Genomic DNA, 20,262 nt, shown 5'->3' on the forward strand with positions numbered 1-20,262 from the left:
TTTCAGCCGATCATAACTTTTTCTTCGGCATAAGCATAACCGGTTTTTTTATTGTGTGCTATCAGTGAATATCCGATTGTGAGAGGTCCGAGTCTCCCGAAAAACATGAGTATTATTACAAGAATTTTTCCCACCGGGGAAAGCTGGGGAGTTATGCCTTTTGAAAGACCGACCGTTCCGACGGCGCTGACAGCTTCAAATAAAATCTCCGACAATGAAAAATTTTCGTACGTCAGCAAAAGCAGAACAATCACGAAAAGCGTTATCATATAAAACAGAAGGACGGTCACTGCTTTTGAAATCGTCTCTTCAGGAATCGTTCTTTTGTATATTTCGACGTTTCTGTTTTTTGTGAAACCGTTGGTCATGCACGCCCACAATACTGCGAATGTTGTCGTTTTTAAACCGCCGCCGGTAGAGCCGGGTGATGCTCCTATGAACATCAGAATTATCATCAGAAATATCGTGGCTGGGGCTAAAGAGGCTATGTCGCAGGTGTTAAAACCTGCGGTTCTCGTGCTGACCGATTGAAAAAAAGCGGTCAGGAGTTTTGTCCTGACGTCCGGGGTTTGGGAATTAGAAAGTTCGAAAAATAATATTGCGGCGGTTCCCGTAAATATTAAAACAGCGGAAACCGCGATGACGATTTTCGACTGGACTTTTAAACGCGGTTTTTTTCTCTTCCTTCCAAACTGATGCTTTATTTTCTCCACCGAATCTTTTATAGTCGCAAAACCCAGCCCGCCGAATATTATCAATCCGGAAATTATCAGAACTGTCGCCGTGTCTGAAGCAAAATTCATGAGGCTGTTGCTGAAGGTTGAAAATCCGGCGTTGCAGAACGCTGAAACGGAATGAAAAACGCTGTGGTAAATTGCTTCTGCAGGAGAATCGAATCTGCCGAACCAGAATAAGAAAAGAGCCGCAGCGCCTGCCGCCTCGAAAAACAGCGTCATTTTAAAAATAAACTTTATGAGCTGTGCGACTCCCGAGAGTTCGTTCTGATCCAGTACATCCTGCATGGCCGCCTTCTGACTCAAGTTCATCTTTTTGCCGGTCATTATCGCCAGCAAAACCGAAAACGACATAATGCCAAGTCCTCCGAGCTGGATCAAACATAAGATTATGACTTGTCCCCACCTGCTGAAATACACTGCCGTATCCTTGACGATGAGTCCTGTCACGCAGACGGCCGAAGTCGAAGTGAAAAAGGCATCTACGAGTGAAGTTTGGCTTCCCCCAGAAGTAGCTATGGGCAAAGTGAGAAGAACCGCACCGGAGCAGATGAGAAAGATAAATGAAATTGTCATCACCTGCGCGGATCTCAATCCGATGCTTTCGACGAAGCCTTTGGCTTTTTTAAATCTCGACAGCACCGACACGACTATCGCGGCTTGCCAGAAAAAAACGCTCAGCGAAATATTTTCTTTGGGGAAAAAAAAATACACCAGCGGTATAAAGACTATTGAATCGTACCAGTGTGTTAAAAGATGTCTTAACTTTTTCCTCGCCGCCATTAAAGACAGAATAATATCTGCGATAAAAACGAGAACGACAACTAGATTTATCCATCTCAGAAAAGGATATGCTTTTGCGGCAACGGCGGTTTGCGATCTCTCGAACAATAACAGAGCCAGCGCGAGAAGTGCAACGAAACCCGATATTCTATCAATTGCCTTTTTCATTTTTAGTGAATATTATGAAATTTCCGTACTTTAAGCAACAACAAAAGTTCGTTGACGATTGAACCGGCGATTGCTTTTGAGATTATTAAGATATATAATAACATAGATCTTTAAGCCTAGAGGAGGCTTCCATGAAAAAGCTTTGTTTCGCTTTTCTGGTTGTTGTATTGACGACCTCGCCGCTGGTTTCCTCTAACAGAAAAGGTTTCATCGCCGGTTTTACTCTTGGACCTGCTCTTTCATTCGTTCACGCTGAAGACAGTCGGGGTATGGAATACGACAAAACGCATTTCGGGATGGGATTTGATTTAAGAATAGGATGGGCGTTCACGAACCAGTTCAGTGTCCAATACGACCACAAAAGCGCGATATTTTTCAGTGACGTACTTGACAGGGAGCTGTCGGATGAACAAAAAATATTCGCTACAATCTTTTTTCCTTTCTACCCAATGACTTTCAGCCAGAACAACGCCGGCTTGGGTATGACTTATTATTTCAACCCTAAAGTTCCTTCACCTTACATAGACGGAAACGTCGGCTTTTCAATTTACCCTGTCGGCGACTGGTTCGACGACCTGACGGGCGGTTTTGGATTTTCCCTCGGAGGCGGCTACGAATTTTCCGAACACTGGCATTTTCACGGAGCCCTGATGTTCGGTTTTTCCTCAGGCGATGAAACTCATTCCGACAGAACTTCAAACGCCGTTTCAACAATTTTGACTGTTGGTTATCTTTTCTACTGACAGAATCAAGAATTAGATTACGAAAGAATAACCTATTTTAGCGAAAAAGGTCCTGTCCCTTTGTGCTATCGGCGTGATTTCGTCGCCGTCGTAATTGTCCGAATATCCCAAGTAAAGCACCGTCTGCGGATTTACCTTGTATGAGAAAAGAAGCTGTGTGAATATTGCTTTTATTTCATTGCTTACCGGATAAGGGTAAAGATTCTGTGAGAATTCGTAGTTTCGATACTGCAGAATACCCCTTATAAAACATCTGTGAGTGAAATGATATTTGCCTGTCAAGTTTGTTACATTGGCTGTGTAAAGTCTTCCCCTGTCGATATTCATATATTCATATTCGTGAGACATCTCTATATAAAGATTCCTTCCGAGATTAATTTCGGCGTAGGGTTCCAAGTGAAGGCATTTTCCCTGTTCTACGTTCGTGTAGTCTATGTCGTCTCCGTATGAGGAAAATAACGACAAAAAGATCATCGCGGAAGGTCTGATCTGAAAATAAAGATTGACGCGATTGTTGTCGAACACTTCACCCAAAAATCCTTTTTCTCCTATGAACGCGTGAATTTCCGCGTAAATCATCCGCGCTCCTGAATAATCAAAACTGAAACCATGTTCTTTATATACAAGTGTGTCGCCGAAATTTTCTTCGTACGTGTATGAATAACCGGCAGACAATTCCCTGTACCATTTTCCGGGTGAGCCGATCCAGGAGTAGTCGGCACCCATACTGGTGTTTTTATAATTGTCCTGGTAGACGTGACCCATGTCCCCTCTGAAAAACGGGTCCATGAGATAAAAGTTCCAGTACCAGCTCAGCTTTCTTGTGTTGTGATAATATCCGCCGAGGGCCGACCATCCGTCAAATACAGTGTCCGGTTGATTATATCTGCCGGATATTTCTTCGGGATATTTCGTCCTCGAAAGTGCTCCCGCAAAATTTATTCTGTCGTTTCTGGCGAAATTGAAACTTCCGCTGACACCGCCGGTCCTGTTGTAATAATCCTCACCTTCCCTGTCGGTCAATATCAGTCCCACGTTTGCCGAAATTCCAAAATCCCTGAAGTACCTGATAGCTCCCCCGATATTTTCCTTCTCGAGACTGGCAGTTCTCGAATAAAAACTGTTGGGTATGGTGAAATTTGATATGCTGTCTCTGACCACGACAAACCCTATCGAATTTGCTCCCTCCTTACCCGTAATTTTCACTCCCCATTCCGGATCGGCAAAAGTTCTGAATCTGAATACAGGAATGCTGAATCCGAACAATTCGGACCCTTCTAGAAAAAAAGGTCTCTTTTCCGGATAGTATATTGAATACTGCTCATTTACGTCCAACTCTGCCGCGTCGGCTTCAATTTGAGAAAAATCCGGGTTCACGGTCGCAGATAACTTCATGTTAGAAGTAAATCCCCAGTACATGGTCAAGCCGGGATCGTATTTTTCGGAAGTGTTCCTGAAACCGCCGTTTTCCCTCTCCTGTGAAAGAATGGTCACAAAAGTCGGATCTATTTCAATATTCCTGCCCGGTTTAACTCCGACAAAACCTATAATTTTATTAGCTTGGCTCATGTAGCTGTTTATGTTCGGATCCCTTGGAAAAAGACCTATTTGATGCCTGACATTTCTCGGGTAACTTCTAACCACATCGAGTCCCCAGATTCTCGCCCCCTCAGAACGATGAAAATTGAGCGCTCTGAATGGAATGCACATTTCGACGGCATATCCGCTGTCATTTATTCTCCCTGCCGAATTCCACACCGCGTCCCAGCTCTGCAAAGTTCCGCTGTATGAACTTTCAATCTGATCAATCTGCACTCCCAAAGGATTTGATATGAAATCGTAAGTCCTTCGTTCATCGTTGAAAGTGTCCAATATTAGACCGATCCAGTCGTCATTCCATGCGTTATCTCTGTCTGAGATCCTGGCCCTTATTTCTGAAGGATTCGGGTCGTTCGCCATAAAAGCTGCGTAGAGATTGTTTTCATCGTATGCAAGGTAGACCTTCGTCGAAACAGGAGGAGGAACATTTTCCCCCGGGCTGACTTCATAGTCCAGAGTGAGAACAAGAGCCTGGTCCCACTCATTTTGCTCAATTATTCCGTCAATTCTTATATTTCTTTCAATTTTAGGTATCAAGTGATAGTTGTCCAGAGAATCCGCCAGATAAAGAAGATTGCTGCCTATCTCATTATCATAGGCAGATAATCCAATCGAGAAAAACAGGGAAACTGAAAGAAAAAAAAAGCACTTCATAACCACCCCGCCCGTAAAAAGTTTATGTTTTCAGTTACGTATAATATCAAATATTTCATTTATGTCAAGTTATAATTCATAAAATTGACTATTGACAAAAATATGATAATATGTTACCGTTTACGTATATGGATACAAAAAGGAGTACACATGAGTTTCAGCAAGACATTGATTGTTCTTTTTGCCGTTATTGTTCTTTGTAAAAACATCGCGGCTCAAAACTTCGGTACAAATGACCGTCCGATAAATAAAGACGACAAAGCAGAAATTATTGACAGCGTCTGCGGCCTATTGATCTCAACTTACGTATATCCCGAAGTAGCGCAGAAAATGGACAGTGTCGCAAGGTATAATTTATTAACCGGATCATACGATCACTTAACCGGTTTGGTCGATTTCACTGAAGTTTTAAACGAAGACCTATTTTTGGTCTGCCGTGACAAACATTTCAGAATATTGCCATTTATAGATGAAAGAATGAAACAAGAAAACGGTGACGAAGAAGACAAAAAGAGAGCTCTTGAACAGATGAGACGGAATAATTTCGGTTTCAAAAAAATCGAGATTCTGCCCGGCAACATAGGATACCTGAAATTCGACGAATTTGTCGACGCCAGATATGCCGGCAACACTGCTGTCGCCGCAATGAATTTCCTGTCCAACTGCGACGCTTTGATAATCGACCTCAGGGACAACGGAGGCGGTGAAGCGAGTATGATTCAGCTGCTGACAAGTTACTTTTTTGACGAACAACAGCACATAAATGATTTTTATTACAGGATTGACAATGTGTACGAACAATCCTGGACTTATTCATTCGTTCCGGGAAATAAAATTCCTGAAACGCCTGTTTACATACTGACAAGCAGTTACACATTTTCCGCAGCAGAAGAATTCACGTACAATCTGCAAAAACTCGAAAGGGCATCAATTGTAGGGGACACAACGGGAGGCGGGGCTCATCCTATAATTATGCAAATCTGGGATAATCTGGGAATTACAATTGTATGCCCTTTCGCCAGAGCCTGCAACCCGGTTTCGAACGATAATTGGGAAGGCGTAGGGATAATCCCCGACTTTCCTATAGAGTCCCAAATGGCTCTTGAAAAGTCTCAACTTCTGGCTCTTAACGAGATTCTCGAAAAAAACGAAGATCCGGCGAAAGAAACTGAAATTATATGGCACATAGAATATATTGAAGGCATAATAGACCCGATGTTTTTAGCCGAAACCGAGCTTGAAAAATACGCAGGATTGTACGAAACGAGAGAGATTTTTATTGAAAACGGAGAGCTTAATTATCTGAGACAGGGAAGAGACCCTTATCCGATGATTTATATCGGCGACGACACCTTTTTGATAAAAGATCTGATTTCTCTGAGATTGAAATTCGAAAAGGATGAAACAAATCACTTCTGCAGACTCATCGCAATCTATCAAAGCGGACGGCGAGAAATCAATCCGAGGTCGACGAGATGAACAGAAAGATCGAACTTAATTGCCTGACAATGAAAAATGATAGATAATCAGAACAGGTAAACGGATGGACATATTCGACACATTAGGACCGGTTGCTATTGCAAGCAGGACGAAGAGGTTTCTCGACACACTCGTAAAAGACGGTGAAACTGTATATAAAAATCAGAACATTCCGTTCAAAACCAAATGGTTCCCTGTATTTTTTGCTCTTTACAAAAGCCAGGAGCCGCTTTCCATAACAGATTTGTCGAACATCCTTCACATGACTCACCCGAACGTAATAAAAATTGTCAGCTCAATGTCGAGAAAAGACATCGTCGTCTCCTTGAAAGACGAATACGACGCCAGAAAACATTTGATAAAACTTTCCGAAAAAGGCACCCAGTTGATCCCCTTGCTTGAACCTGTATGGAAAGCATTCGAAAGAGCTGTTTACGGTCTTTTCAACGAAGTTGATTGTAATTTCATAGAAGTTCTTTCAAAAATGGAGAAATCGCTGTACCGAAAAGGGATGGCGGAAAGGGTTATTTCAAACATAAAAGAATCTCAGTATGAGGCCATAGCAATAATTGAATACACGCCTCAGTTAAAAAAATATTTCAAAAATCTCAATTATGAATGGCTAGAAAAATTTTTTTCAGTCGAAAATTATGACGAAGAAGTATTAAACAATCCTGAAAAATATATTTTTTCAAAAAACGGATTCATACTTTTTGCACTCATAAACGGAGAGATAGTCGGTACTTGTGCGGTTTCGGAGATGGATCCCGGTGAATATGAACTGTCAAAACTGGCAGTTACAGAAAGCAAGCAGAACAGAGGAGCCGGGAAAAAACTCGTTACGGAAGCCATCAAGCGAGCCAAAGATAAAAACGGCAGAAAGATTTTCCTTTTGACGGATGAAAAACTTACAAAAGCATTCAATCTCTACAGAAGCATGGGTTTCAAAACCGAAACAGTAAACAAATTCCCCGAAAAATTTCTTTCAAGATCAAAAACTTCCATTACCATGAGCTTGAGAATCGAATAGTATTATTTCAGCTTTGTATTTTTTCACAAGAATGATAAAATACCTTTTACCCTTTTATCACTAAAATGAAAAAAGTTTTAATAATATTGTCTTTATTTTATTTGTCCGTTGGCTTCCTTAACGCTGAAGCCCTCGTTGGCATAAAGACCGGCCTCAACGTTTCGAGTTTTTACGGAGGACAGATGAACGATGACGGCACGAGAAGAGGCTTCTACGTCGGTTCGTTTGTCAACTTGCCGGTGACAAATTTTCTGTCTGTTCAGCCTGAATTTTATTTTACGTCAAAGGGCAAAGAAAACACCTACATGATAGGATTCACAAAATACAAAAAATCAATCTGCATTTACTACCTCGAATGCCCCGTTCTATTTAAATTAAAAGTTCTCGACAGAGGGACTCTCAGATACAATTTATTAGCGGGTCCATACTACTCTTTCTTCGCGGGCGGAATCAGCAATTTTCCGGTCGGATCGGACCCAGTCACGGAAGACATAGAATATCTTTTAAACGGCAAAGTCAGGGAATCCGATTTCGGTTTCACAATAGGAGCTCAATTGGACATAGTGGTTCTCGATTTCAAAAGTTGGATCGTCTCTATCGACATCAGGCACACTTTGGGACTAAATCCCGTCCACACCCGCGAAGATGAACTGCTTTTTCTCATAGACCAGAAAAACAAGACGACTTCCATGATGGTCGGTCTTGCCTACGTCATCTGATTTTTTATCTTAATATATTTTTTGTAATTCTCAAGCGATCTGCCGAAGTCGTGTTTCTTTTCATAAACGAGGGAAAGAGTTCTGTAAAGATTCATAATGAGAGGTTTTTCATCTATTTTTTCAGCAATGCTGAGTGATTCAGTCAGAAATCTGACTGCAGAGTCGTAATCATTCTCCTGTATTTTTATTGCGCCGTATTCATGTTTGATGTTCGCTATCGCCTGCAGGTCTCCCAATTCCTCATTTATTGCCAGCGACAATTCAAAACACTCAAGAGCTTTGCCTTTTTCACCTATTTCGATGAATGTGTTTGCGAGATTAAACAGGATATTTGCTTCGAATTCCCTGTGTCTGATCTCTTTTGCCAATGCGAGCGAATTTTTGAAATACGTCATGGCTTCCTTGCTTTTATTAAGCTTTTTGTAAATTATTCCTATATTGCAAAGCTGACCTGCAATCCCTGAAAGGTTATTGTTTTTTTTGTATAATTTTAAAGCTTTCTCATGAAAATCAAGGCTCAAATAGACGTCTCCTTTTTTTTCGTACAGATCACCCATACTCGACAGTGTGTTCGCTATGCTGTTTTCAGAATAGTTTTCTATACTCTCTTTGATTTTTAAAGATTCTTCAAAAACGCCTAAAGCTTCAGAATAAGCGCCTCTGGCTGAAAAAACAAGACCCATGTTGTTGAGGCATTGAGCTTTTAATTCAAAACAGTTCAATTCTTCAGACAAATTTAACGATTCGTGAAGGATTGAAAGAGCCGCTTCATACTCGCACATGTAGTATTTTACAAGTCCGAGGTCTTTTAACAGTTCTGCCTTGGTTTTTTTGTCTTCTCCGCTGATTCCAATCGCCTCAGAAAAAACATCTTCGGATCTTTTATATTCTCCCAATCTCGCGAGCGATCTGGCTATGATTTTTTTAGCCTTAAAAAACAGATCAATTTCACTTGTCTGCGCGATCAATGAAAGAGCTCTTGTCGCGCTTTCAAGGGCTTTTTTCGGGTCTTTATCTTTGGAAAGTGAAGCTTCATTCAGCAGATTTTCAGCTTCGCACGTCGGATTTGTTTTACCCATGTTTTTATCATATCCAAGCGCTGTAGTCAAAAGCGTACATTTCCGTTTTACCTACGCCCTTCAAATTAACAACAGACCTTTCAGCATTTTTAATTTTATCCTTCACCAAATCGTAAGTATCTGCAGAAACGTAAATTTTTCCCGCTTCCGACCGGTCGTATATTCTCGACGCGGTATTTATAGTGTCTCCAAAAATGTCAAAAAGAAATTTTTTTTCTCCCACGACACCTCCTATGACGCATCCGGAATGCACAGATACTTTCAAAGACCAATCATCTGAATTGTTTTTTTTAATCTCCTTTACAAGACGTGCGTTTTCAACGGTGGCAGCAATAATGTTTTCTGCATGATTTTCAAAGGCCACGGGAAGTCCGCAAACCGCGAGATACTTTTCTTCGAATGTTTTTATTTTTTCACAATTCATTTTTTCGAATGTCTCATCAAAGAAAGTGTAAATTTTACTCAACTCTTCGAGCGTTTCTAGGTTTATTTCCATTCTCAACAATTTTTTAATACATGGAAACCCGATTATACATACGGTGACGTTGTCGTACAATCTCGCCGAGACCTTTCCGTTTTCCTTCATTTCTCGGGCGACAGACGGAGGGAGAATGCTCAGAAGGAGTGAATCGGATTTCAACTTTTCCTCTTCAAGGCTGTTTTTTGCTCTTTCGAGTCTTTCATTTTCTGTTTTCATGATTTCCGCTTCATTGCGGATAATTTCAAGTTCATGCTCAATCCCTTCAACCTCTTGCTTCAACTTCAGTTTTCTTTCTTCCGACTCCATTTGTGCCGCGAAATAAACTTCTTTCAATCTCAGATACTCATTAAAATGCCCGTACGCCTTTTCAAAATCTCCGTTTGAAAAGAATTTCTCGCTCAACAGCTTTTCTTTTTCTACTTCTTCTCTCTTCATCTTTTCACCGATTTGTACACTTTTATCTGACCGCAATCCTCCGATTCAAAAATACCCATCCTTTCAATTTTAGAATTGAAAGAAAGCATTTCAAATGTTCTCGACGATATGCCCAAAATCATCGGAGGCATTATCGATTGAATATATTTAGCTATGTCCACGGCTTCCCCCGTTACCTCGTACAAAAACTTTTTTTTACCCATGACACCGCACGTAACGTTTCCAGTGTGTATACCCGCCCTTATCATCCATTTGAAATTTCTTTTTTTGTTTCTTTCACACAAATAATCAAGGCACTCGTTTGATGCTGAAACCATGCCTTCAGGTGTTTTTTTATCAAACAGACCGGAAACAGCAAGATAGGCGTCGCCTATTGTCATTATTCTTTCGCACTCCCATTTTTCAAAAATTTCATCAAAAGACGAAAAAATTTCATTCAGCTCTCCTATCAAACTTTCCGGGTTTATGCCGCGCGCATTCGACGTAAAATCAGCTATGTCGGAATAAAAAACGGTGACGTTCCTGAAGTTTTCAAAACCTGTAGGCTTTCCCTGCTTCAGGCGTTCTCTAACTTTTTCCGGGAAAATCGCCTTCAGAACCGAATCCGTCTTTATCTTTTCCTCTGTAAGTTCGGCAAGGGTTTCATTAAGTTCATCGTTTTTCAATCTAAAGAACTCTGCCCTGGTTTGAATGTTTATTTCGTCTCTTTTCTTTTTTTCAATTTCAAATCGTGTCTCCAGCTCAGAAATCTTCCCGGACAGATCTTCGCTGAAAATCAGATCGTTCAAATTGTCTGCTTTGTGTAAATATTCGAGCGCTGTTATAAAATCATTTTGCCGTGCGAATAGATACGCATGTTTGAAGAGAGATTCCGCTTCGAGGTTTAAAGCGCCTATTTCACGAGAAATTGAACAGGATTTCTCCAGACATTCACGGGCTCTGCCGTAATCTTTTATGAATGTATAGACGTCTGCTATATTGTTCAAATTGTTGGCTGTTGATTTCTTGTCATATAAAATCTCGTTTATGCGCAGTGATCCGTTAAAATACTCAAGAGCTTTGGTGTGATTTTTCTTTCTGAGATAAACCAATCCGATATTGTTCAGTATATTAGCGCAGAACTCTTTGTTTTTTACATCTTCGGCGAATTTCAGCGCTTTCATGTAGTATTTAAGAGCCAAGTCTTCCTGATCATTGTCCTTCAGTATATTTGCTACGTTTGAAATTGCGCCGGCCAAACCTTTTTTATTTCTCGTTTTAAAATACATTGACAAACTTTTTTTGTAGTATTCGAGCGCTTTTCCATTGTCGTAAATGCTTTCATAAACCGATCCGATGTTTCCGAGAGTGTCTGCCATTTTGTCAAGCGGCACCCCTTCATTCTCTTCAATTTCAAGACATTCAAAATATGATTCGAGAGCTTTATCCTTTTCCTGTAGTGCTTCCAATACGAGACCTCTGTTGCTAAGAGCCGGCGCCAACACTTCGTTTGCGCCTATCTCCCTCGATATTTCTATGGCTTTTTCGAGATTAAACATGGCCCCTTTAAAATTACCCAGATAATAGTGATTAAGCCCTATGCTGTTTAAAGACGTACAAACGAGTTTATTATCCTGAATTTTTTCCTGAATAGACAAAGCTTTTTCAAAAAGTGTCAAAGATTCCTTTAAATGACCGCCTATTACCTTGATTTTCCCTTTTTTATTGTACGCCCTCGATAAATTTAACTGATCATTTGTTTTTTCAGCCAACTTGATGGCTTCGTCGGCATATTCTGTCGAAATCTCACTATTTCGATTCAAATACATTTCGGCAAGTTTAAATAGTAGGAGAATTTTGTCTTTTTCGCTTTTTGTTTTTTTGAGTTTTTTTTTGAGTTCTTCTGTTTCGTCCATTATCTAATAATATCACGATAAAACAATAAAAACGTAGACTCTTTATGAGATGGTATCCTACAAATTTTTTATAAATAAAAAAGGCGGCTCATTTGGCCGCCTTTTTTCCGGTTCTGATAAAAGGTTATCAGCGCGTCAATTCGTACCAGGTGTCGCCCACCTTGAATATCACATCGCCCAAAGCCATGAAGTCCCCTGCTTCGGGATTGTCAGCGAGCAATTTAAAGAATTCAGCGCTTCCGAAAGTTATTTTTTCAGTTGTCTGGTTTTCGTATCCGTTTTGTTTCCAGACGCTTCCTTCTTTGACAAAGCTTGTGCCGTTTATGTAGTTTATGACAGGATTGTGCGAAACCTCCTGGACGTTTCCTCTGGCCATTCTGTCAATTGTGCTCGAAACATCTACCGCGAACCCGCCGGAGGCTTCTTTTTCGCCCATTGCCGGAGCGAGAGCGCCGTCCATCATCAGCATCTCGGACGACATCGTCCTTATGTCGTCAAATTCAGTCCCGGCAAGCATTTCCTCGTTTTCCGTGACAAGGTATGAAGTGTACGGAGTGACAATTCCGAACTCGAGGGCGAGGGCTTTTATGTCGTTGACGAGTTCGGGATTTTCACCGTTCAGTCTTATGTCCCTGAGAAGAGTGCCGACCTGTCTCATTGCCCAGTATCTTCCTATGAAATCCAATTCCCTGTCGTATTCAGTGAAATCGGCCGTGAAGGTGAATTCCTGTTTGGAACCGCCTCTGAGACCGGTCAGATAGACCCTGGAACTGCCGCCGTTTCTGTACCTGCCTGTTATTACCAGCTGTTGGCCTTCAAAAATATCAGGCAAAGACCTCGGCACAACATCATACACGTTGGCTGTCCCGAAGTTGACTGCAATGTCTGTCAGAACGGGATGTGAAATCTTGTCGTAAAAAGAGCTAATCACCACTTCGAGAGTATCACCGTCCTTTACATATTCGACGAGCCCTCTTCCCGCTTCCGACATCGCATCGAGCAGTATGGCGTTTATCTCGTCTTTTCCAATACCAAATACGAACATTTTTGCTTCGTCGAAATCTTCCACCATGTCGACGATTTTACCTGGATCCATTTCACCTACGGTCGGATAACCGTCTGTGAGAAAGACTATGAAAGAAGGTCTCGTTGCCGAATAATTCTGATCAAACGCGAGGTCGAGGGCGTCTCCTATGTTTGTGCCCCCTCTGGCGACTATGTCTTCTATAAAATCTTCCGCGTCGCTGATGTTGACTCTCGAAGCCCTCGACAGGTCGTCAAACAGAGTTTCCGTGCTCGAAGAAAAAGTTACAATGTTGAATCTGTCTTCGGGATTGAGGTTGTCTACGCAGTAATTCAGGGCATCTATTACCATCTCCATTCTTTCGCCCCTCATCGAGCCGGATCGGTCAACTACGAAGACTATGTCTTTGGGAGTAGATTCGACTTCACCGCTTCCGACGGAGCCCAAAAGAATGAAATATCCGTCGTCGCCCCTTTTAGGCTTGTATGTGATGACTGAAAGATCCACTTCATCTTCGTTGAGTGAGTAATACAGTATAAAATCTTTGTCGGGTTTTACGTTTCTTTCTTCCCAAGTTATCTCGGCGTGCCTTGAATCAATGTATCTCACTTCAATTACGTGAGATGGCGAGTATACGTTTTTGATGGGTTTGTCGGTTTTAAGGTCGATCCTGATGACGGCGCTCTCGAGATCTTTCGACGAAAACCTTTCTGTGGAAAGAGGATATATAAATCTGTAAAGATTTTTATCTTTTCTGACGAGTTGTTGATAATCGAGTTCAACCTGTCTGTTTCCTTTAGCCGGAAACGGGAAAATCCTGGCCTCAAACATGTCCTGACCTGCGTATCTTAAAATGGCGGGATCAATCATCCTCGAAACTATTTCCTGATAAATTTCCAGCGCTTCATCTGCGTCTTTGATCTCACCGTGCACTTTTTCGCCCTCTATCCACAGTACAAAATCCGATATGGCGGCCTCTTCAGGTATGGGGAAAATGTATCTTCCTTCCACCTGGTGATTGTTCGGATTGTAAAATTCCTGGTCTATGTGGACCTGGGCGAACTGATGGGTCAATTCAATGTCTACGTGGTGGTATTTGACTTCCACCTGTACAGGATTCGGCAAAAAAGGTGTCGGAGGGACGATTATAAATCCGTCAGCCGACACGCCCGACGCAAAAGCGGCGAGCACGATCGAAATCAGCGTGAATTTTTTCATCTTTCCCCCTCAATAGGTCACACCGATTATTTCGGCTTGCTCTTTAAGGGTTTCTACGACGAAAATGTCGAAAGCATCTCTTTCTTCTCCGGTGTTATCCCTGATGTACTGGTCCCTCATTCTTGTAAGTTCCGCCATTTTGCCTGTGATGACTTCTCTTTCCGATCTCAGGCTGTCTATGTATGCCGTTCTCTCGTCATCAGTCATGTCTTTGAAAATTTCGGGCATTTCGTCGTCTTCCACGTCTTTCAGTTCTATTTTACCTTCAATGATCTCGCTTACCAGGTCTCTCGAAACAAATCCGTATCCTGCGGCTGATTTAGCATAAGCGTACGTAGCTCTGTCTGCGGCCGTCGAAGGAGCTTCGGCGGCTAATTCACCGCTCGCTCCCATGGTCGCATCCGCCATAATCACTTCTTCTTCGCTTCCGTAAAGAAGTACTGTTCCGTAGAGTTCTCTGCTCAGAGAAGCGATTTCTTCGTCGTACGGAGTCGCTACTACCTGTGAAGCTTCGTATCCTATTGAAGTGTAAGTCCCTTCGGCGAGATGGGCAATTTCCATCCAAACTTCCTGCGTGCTGTTGTCCGTGCCGCATCTGACAGTGTTTATTATTATTTCTTTCTTCAGCGCGTCCCTGCACACGGTTATATAGTCGTTCTGATCGTTGTAATCCATGTGAGGAGGAGCGTCGCCTACGAGAAAGACGAGTTTTAAGACGTTTTCGGAATCAGTCCATGACATGCTGTCGACGGCCCAGGTGAGAGCCTGGTTGACGTCTTCCTGAAAATCTCCGCCTCCGTCGGCCGTGACTGATGTCAAATCGACGTATATTTGGTCTATGTCGTCAGTTATGTCGTATTTTTTTACGACGAATACATCCCCTCTGTCTCTGTATATGACCAGTCCAATTCTGACATCGGGAACTGGATCTCCGGTGAGGATTTCGTTGGCAATGGACCATATTTTCATTTTCGCGCCTTCGATCAACCCCGACATGCTTCCCGTGGCGTCGAGGACGAAAACGACTTCGATTGTAGGGTTATCCACTCTGACGGTTCTGTGTCCGGCTAATTCGGGATTTTTACACGACATTACCGCGAGTAACAGGATTGTTGCGGCGATCAGTCTTTTCACTTTTCCTCCTTTTTCATTCTTTTTTTCTTTCGTCTCATGTTCCATTTTTGCATAGTACTACTTTGAAAGTAACATTATTATTTCAAAAATTTTGGATATTCCATTAACTCGTTTTGTTTGAACTGCGATTGCCGGTATAAATTAAATCTTAAATAAGTAGAACTCTTCCCGTTATTGTATTAAAATGAAATCCAGGAAGAGTTGCCCGAACATATCAAGCACCGGAGAGAACTATTTTAAAGTTCGAAATCGCTCTCGAGCCGAATCTTTTGTATGAAGAGTTTTTAGCCGTCGACAGAGCCTGTTTTCCAAACGAACCTTTGACAAACCGGGAAACTTTCAAGGAATGTCTCAAAGACAAATTTTGGACCGTGAGATTCAGCGGAAAGCTGGTCGCCTATTCTCACGTCAGTTTCAAAGACACCGCCCACATACACAGGATCGCCGTGCTCGATCAGTTCAGGCGTAAAGGAATCGCGGGCAGGCTTATTGAGATAGCCGTCGACATGTGCAAAAAGTATTCATTAGATACAGTCACCCTCGCAGTTCAGAAAGACAACGAAGACGCGATAAAACTTTACAAGAGTTATGACTTCGAAGAAATTGGCGACCTGTACCAGTTCATAGCTCCTATTCACCGCAGATCAGCCGGATCGGCTGGTAAAATCAGATGTCAAACGAGAGCTCTTTCAATAGGAGACCTCAACGAAACGCTCAGGTCTATTCTGCCTTCTGAATGGGATTACATTGTAGAACAGCACGCTCCTCCCCACAAATTCGCTCTGCTGTTCGTCGAAGGAGAATCTACTGTCAAAGGAATCTGCAGACTCGTCGCCGACATGCCTGGTTGCAAGCCCTTCATATTGCTCGAACCTCATCTTCATCTTCCAGCTGTCGTAGACTCGATAGGCGCATTTTTAAAACCCGCTCAGGACCAGCTTCTGCTCACTTTTCCTGACGAAGGTTTGGCAAGAGCCTGCCAGAAAGCCGGCTTCAAGCTTCAGTACGAACTCGTGAGAATGGAAAAAGATATACAATAAAAGACTACAGTGATTCTGTTTCATCCGTACCACACTTATCAGAACTGCCATTGGATCCCTACGAAACTATAAACAAACATTACGAAGCAATTGACGAACTCCAAAACATCAAGAAGGAAAAGACGAATTATATCGAGGGAAACATAACAATATATATAATGCTACTGTATAACCAGTTGAACGATGCATCGTAAACGCAGATCGGGCTAAAGAAAGATGGTGAATGTTGTTTGAACAGCTCAAAGTCAAATACGACGACGGATACATCAACGCTGAACATAAAATGTTTCAGGAGGTCGGCTACCCCGAATGGCGGCTGGATTCTGTCGGTTGGAAAAACAAACCGACGCGTTACAAATGTCATTAGACTACTCCGGGATGAAACAGCTGATTGATACGGATGTCAAAAAGTATTGTCTCGTAAGGAGTTTTAATTACAGTACTGAATCCCCAGCCGGCTTTCAATTCCGGATCATATAAATAATTGTCATAGACAGAAATAATCATGATTCCTTCATCAGATCCGATCTGCATGTTCTGTAAATTCAGAATTATACTCTGCAGTCCGTCCATTCCCCCAAGGAATAGATAAAAAATGAAGAACAGAATTGTATCTCCTCTCGATTATTATCTTAAATTTTCGTCTGTACTGCCGTCCGGAAGCATCGAGTCAGGGTGGTATTCTCCCTTTTCTTCCATGCGAAAACGGACGCAGTTCCGCCAGTTCCCTTTGCAATACGATTTTATCCACTTGGCTTCAAGTTTTCCTTTTTCGAAAAATCTCTTCATTGGACACACATTATACCATCTGCAAGGGTCGTCCTTTGAATTTTGATCCCGTTTGATATCATCCTTTTTTTTCATTTCAATCTGTACGCGATTTTACAAACAATTTCTTGTCTTATCCACGGAATTTCTCGTTTGTAAAAAACATGATTTAAAAAAACGGCTTCAAAAACGTTGTTTATAAGCATATATTGGCAACAGAGAATTTACTGCTGGTCCCCGTTTGTATTTTTCTGTTTAATTCGAACGTGACATTTCATTTCAGCAACTGCATCGGCTTCAGACTCACAGGAAACGACAGATACAACACCAGGATCGCAGCGATTAAGACGGCCATTACCATTCCCGATTTTCCTGCCTGTGATCTCCTGCCCGCGAATCCGAAAATAAGGGACAGAAGCTGAAAAGCCCAGACGATGTAAGCTCCGTTGCTCCACAAGAAGTCTTTTAGGCTTACTGCGTATCTCATGACGATAAAAGGAAGCAATAATCCTGTTATGGATATAAATATTGACAACCAGCCTATTAAGTCACTGTTCCTTGTTTTCACTTTTACCTCCATCTAAAAAATATTAAATGATGATTTTTCCAAAATGCCAGACATATATTTTTATAATTATTCCACAGAATTATAACAACGAATTATTATGCCTGTCTCAAGACTGATAAAACAATTTACAGCACTGGTTTTTGTTGTATAATAATTAATAATGGAAAAAAATTTCTCTATCTTTCATATTCCCTCAAAATAATTAAAAAGAAAGGATCCCTAATGAAACAGGTTATCGCAGGATTTTTGATTATAATCTCACTTACGGGTGTTTTGACTTCCCAAGTCACAAAACCTTTTTCGAAAAACGCGGTTTATTGCGAAATGTTCGGTCCCGGAATCATATATTCATTGAATTATGAATTCAGACCTATTCGTCAGTTTTCCCTGAGGGCCGGATATTCTTCCTGGAGTATGTCAACTTTCTTTCTTTTCGTAGACGGATGGTTTAAATTCCAGGCTTTTCCAATCACAGCGAGCTATCTGACCGGCCAGGGAAGCCACAGTTTCGAAGTTGGAGGAGGAGTTGTACCCATGCATATCGAAATCGAGGGCACCGACTTTTTCTTCGGCGAAGAGATCGACGCGTCAAAAACTATATTTTTAGGAACCGGAATTTTTGGTTATCGTTATCAGCCTTATAAAGGTGCTTTTTTGAAAGCCGCAGTTACACCCTTATTCAATTCCAACAATCTTCTTTTTTACTGTGGAGTGAGCATAGGTTACAGTTTTTGAAACACAAATAGTCAAAAATTATTTATTAGCCACACAGAACTTTAAATCTACAAAAATACTATCAGTGATTGGTTTTGGAAATAGTCTCAAGCTCATATTCTCTTTTTCCAAGTCCTATTCCCTCTGCGTATTTGAGAACATGCCTTCCTCTGCGGAACACCTTTCTTCCCTTTCTCTTGTCCAAAAGGTCGAGACAAGCCTGATCGATTGCAACAGGATCCGTCGACGCTAAAACCCCCAAGTTGTCGATAAATATTTTTTGAGATTTACCGACACAGTCGCAAAGTTTTGTCATATTGACTGCGTAATTGATATATATCATTTTTTTACCGAGCTGGGCGGCAAAAGCGTATTCGGCAAGATTTTCCGCGAATTTTCTGCCCATTGAACCGAACCAGTTTATTTTCATTGCGCCCGTGGGGCAGACAGCTATGCAAGACGCACAGCCCACGCATTTTTTTCTCATAACCCTCGGATAAGCACCCATAACTATTGCGTCTGCAAGACAATTCTCGGCGCAGATTCCGCATTTTCTGCACTCGAAAAAGTTGAGCCAGGGAACGGAGCCCGAATGTTGGGCGAGTTTACCTTCCCGGGACGCAAATCCCATGCCCAGGTTTTTTAAGGCTCCTCCAAACCCTGCCAAGAGATGTCCCTTAAAATGACTCATGACTATAAATTGGTCAAACTTTGAAAATTCTTTTCCTATTTTACATACACTGAATCTTTTTTTATCTATTTGTATTTCTGAAGAATATTTCCCCGAATCGCCGTCGGCGATAACAACGGGTATTTGATTGAATCCGTGATCCAGGGCGACTTTTATGTGGCTTGCCTTCGTCGTTCTTTCTCCTCTGTACAGGACGTTTGTCTCTATGTAGCAGGTTTCGACTCCTTGTGACTTTAAAAAATCTATAATTCCATCGTAGTATCCGGGCTTGTTGTAAGTGACGTTTCCCTTTTCACCGAAATGAACTTTTATGGGCACTGTTTTTTCAAAACTTATTTTTTCTTCGGTTATCAGCTTCTCAAATAAAATTGAGGAATAAACGGATATCGTCTCATCTGAAGCGCCTTTTTCAATATGACTAAAATAAACTTTTGACATTATTTTCTGAATTTATGTTTTCGCTTTTTATCAAATCATTAAAACCATTTTTTTTGTTATACTGAATTCACCTGAGCTCAGGTTTACAAAATACACCCCTGATCTTACAATGTTTTCGTTTTCGTCCATAAAATTCCAAACAAGATGTCTTTCGCCGTTTTCAAAACTTTCTGATGCCAGCTCTTTGACGAGAGCGCCGGTTATGTTGAAAACTTCGACGTCGACAAACATCGATCGCTGAAGAAAAAATATGATATCACACGTCCTGCAGAGATAATTCGGTTTAACAGACAAGAGCAATGATTTCTCAAATTCAGTTTCTCCGGATTCTTCGACATAAGTCAGGTTCGGCCAGTCGTCGGGCATCAAGAGCTCCATCAGAAAAATTCTTTCCTGACCGACATCCTGGCTCCAATTGTCCGCCCAAACGATTTTGGAGCCGTCGTCCGTTATGGCAGCGTGCGTCTCCTCCCAGTATTCCTGAGTAGTGTTGTAGAGCTTGGACAGATAAAATACCCTCGGATTTTGCCTGTCGAGTCTGACCAGTGTCAACGTCCTGTCCAACCAGTTCTGTTCCGGAAAAGAAGGCTCTATAGTTGTTGATACAACAGCGAAACCCGGATAATTGCACGAAATGTGGACACCTGAATTCAGGCCAAAAGGAGACCCGCTGTTGTAATATAGTATCATAATCGGAGTCCTGTTCGTGCCCGCGTAACTTCCTCCGGCGACAAGAATCGGCTGAGTGAGAGTGTCTATCGGAATGAGGTCAATGTAATCAGTTCTGTTGTTCTGCATTACCAGGACTTCATTTCCTTCCACGTCAAGGCCGATATCGGCATGAGACGTAGTGTAGTCAAGTCTGTGA

19 protein-coding genes are annotated in these 20,262 nt (G+C 41.8%); 7 read left to right on the top strand and 12 right to left on the bottom strand.

Annotation, left to right across the window (positions count from 1 at the left end):
* Positions 1-2: 2 nt before the first annotated feature.
* On the bottom strand, positions 3-1,685 hold the full coding sequence (locus JXL83_01620) for a Trk family potassium uptake protein (GenBank protein MBN2362810.1): 1,683 nt from the start codon (positions 1,683-1,685) through the stop codon (positions 3-5).
* A 131-nt stretch (positions 1,686-1,816) separates the two neighbouring features.
* On the opposite strand from JXL83_01620, the gene JXL83_01625 reads away from it, so the two are divergent.
* Complete coding sequence (locus tag JXL83_01625) at positions 1,817-2,428, top strand: hypothetical protein (protein MBN2362811.1); 612 nt, start codon at positions 1,817-1,819, stop codon at positions 2,426-2,428.
* 12 nt (positions 2,429-2,440) lie between these two features.
* Here the strand turns inward: JXL83_01625 and JXL83_01630 are convergent, their stop codons facing one another.
* Positions 2,441-4,681: a carbohydrate binding family 9 domain-containing protein gene (locus JXL83_01630; GenBank protein MBN2362812.1), complete on the bottom strand. Its 2,241-nt coding sequence runs from the start codon at positions 4,679-4,681 to the stop codon at positions 2,441-2,443.
* A 150-nt stretch (positions 4,682-4,831) separates the two neighbouring features.
* Between JXL83_01630 and JXL83_01635 the strand changes: the two genes are divergently transcribed.
* The 3 genes from JXL83_01635 to JXL83_01645 all read left to right on the top strand — a co-directional run bounded on the left by JXL83_01635 (position 4,832) and on the right by JXL83_01645 (position 7,909).
* On the top strand, positions 4,832-6,160 hold the full coding sequence (locus JXL83_01635) for a S41 family peptidase (GenBank protein MBN2362813.1): 1,329 nt from the start codon (positions 4,832-4,834) through the stop codon (positions 6,158-6,160).
* A gap of 64 nt (positions 6,161-6,224) precedes the next feature.
* The gene (locus JXL83_01640) at positions 6,225-7,190 is read left to right on the top strand and encodes a MarR family transcriptional regulator (protein ID MBN2362814.1); all 966 of its coding nucleotides are present in this window, start codon (positions 6,225-6,227) and stop codon (positions 7,188-7,190) included.
* A gap of 65 nt (positions 7,191-7,255) precedes the next feature.
* Positions 7,256-7,909 (top strand): PorT family protein, encoded by a 654-nt coding sequence (locus JXL83_01645; protein MBN2362815.1) that lies wholly within the window; start codon positions 7,256-7,258, stop codon positions 7,907-7,909.
* Here JXL83_01645 and JXL83_01650 read toward each other — a convergent pair.
* The 5 genes from JXL83_01650 to JXL83_01670 form a co-directional block, all read right to left on the bottom strand.
* Entirely contained in the window at positions 7,897-8,988 is a 1,092-nt protein-coding gene (locus JXL83_01650) for a tetratricopeptide repeat protein (protein MBN2362816.1), read from the bottom strand. The two genes, JXL83_01645 and JXL83_01650, sit on opposite strands and share 13 nt — an antisense overlap.
* 7 nt (positions 8,989-8,995) lie before the next feature.
* Positions 8,996-9,904, bottom strand: coding sequence for a hypothetical protein (locus JXL83_01655; protein ID MBN2362817.1), 909 nt, complete (start codon positions 9,902-9,904; stop codon positions 8,996-8,998).
* Positions 9,901-11,799 (bottom strand): tetratricopeptide repeat protein, encoded by a 1,899-nt coding sequence (locus JXL83_01660; GenBank protein MBN2362818.1) that lies wholly within the window; start codon positions 11,797-11,799, stop codon positions 9,901-9,903. The genes JXL83_01655 and JXL83_01660 overlap by 4 nt, the downstream gene beginning before the upstream one ends.
* Before the next feature lie 127 nt (positions 11,800-11,926).
* Positions 11,927-14,041: a VWA domain-containing protein gene (locus tag JXL83_01665; protein MBN2362819.1), complete on the bottom strand. Its 2,115-nt coding sequence runs from the start codon at positions 14,039-14,041 to the stop codon at positions 11,927-11,929.
* A gap of 9 nt (positions 14,042-14,050) precedes the next feature.
* On the bottom strand, positions 14,051-15,175 hold the full coding sequence (locus tag JXL83_01670; protein MBN2362820.1) for a VWA domain-containing protein: 1,125 nt from the start codon (positions 15,173-15,175) through the stop codon (positions 14,051-14,053).
* A 269-nt stretch (positions 15,176-15,444) separates the two neighbouring features.
* Between JXL83_01670 and JXL83_01675 the strand changes: the two genes are divergently transcribed.
* Together JXL83_01675 and JXL83_01680 are read left to right on the top strand one after the other, a co-directional pair.
* Complete coding sequence (locus JXL83_01675) at positions 15,445-16,215, top strand: GNAT family N-acetyltransferase (GenBank protein ID MBN2362821.1); 771 nt, start codon at positions 15,445-15,447, stop codon at positions 16,213-16,215.
* 223 nt (positions 16,216-16,438) lie between these two features.
* Positions 16,439-16,582, top strand: a complete 144-nt coding sequence (locus JXL83_01680) for a hypothetical protein (protein ID MBN2362822.1) — start codon at positions 16,439-16,441, stop codon at positions 16,580-16,582.
* Here JXL83_01680 and JXL83_01685 read toward each other — a convergent pair.
* From JXL83_01685 to JXL83_01695, 3 genes are all read right to left on the bottom strand, one after another.
* Positions 16,579-16,788, bottom strand: a complete 210-nt coding sequence (locus JXL83_01685) for a hypothetical protein (GenBank protein ID MBN2362823.1) — start codon at positions 16,786-16,788, stop codon at positions 16,579-16,581. The genes JXL83_01680 and JXL83_01685 overlap by 4 nt on opposite strands.
* A gap of 54 nt (positions 16,789-16,842) precedes the next feature.
* Positions 16,843-17,079, bottom strand: a complete 237-nt coding sequence (locus tag JXL83_01690) for a uracil-DNA glycosylase (protein MBN2362824.1) — start codon at positions 17,077-17,079, stop codon at positions 16,843-16,845.
* Positions 17,080-17,257: 178 nt separating this feature from the next.
* Positions 17,258-17,551: a hypothetical protein gene (locus JXL83_01695; protein ID MBN2362825.1), complete on the bottom strand. Its 294-nt coding sequence runs from the start codon at positions 17,549-17,551 to the stop codon at positions 17,258-17,260.
* A gap of 222 nt (positions 17,552-17,773) precedes the next feature.
* Here JXL83_01695 and JXL83_01700 point away from each other — a divergent pair, with 222 nt between their 5' ends.
* The gene (locus tag JXL83_01700) at positions 17,774-18,286 is read left to right on the top strand and encodes a hypothetical protein (protein MBN2362826.1); all 513 of its coding nucleotides are present in this window, start codon (positions 17,774-17,776) and stop codon (positions 18,284-18,286) included.
* A 61-nt stretch (positions 18,287-18,347) separates the two neighbouring features.
* On the opposite strand, the gene JXL83_01705 is transcribed toward JXL83_01700, so the two are convergent.
* Positions 18,348-19,394: a DUF362 domain-containing protein gene (locus JXL83_01705; GenBank protein ID MBN2362827.1), complete on the bottom strand. Its 1,047-nt coding sequence runs from the start codon at positions 19,392-19,394 to the stop codon at positions 18,348-18,350.
* A gap of 30 nt (positions 19,395-19,424) precedes the next feature.
* Positions 19,425-20,262 (bottom strand): T9SS type A sorting domain-containing protein (locus tag JXL83_01710; GenBank protein MBN2362828.1); only part of this gene is annotated, 838 nt, incomplete at its 5' end.

This window comes from candidate division WOR-3 bacterium, from assembly GCA_016934535.1.
In the GTDB taxonomy this organism is placed as follows: domain Bacteria; phylum SDB-A; class SDB-A; order SDB-A; family SDB-A; genus JAFGIG01.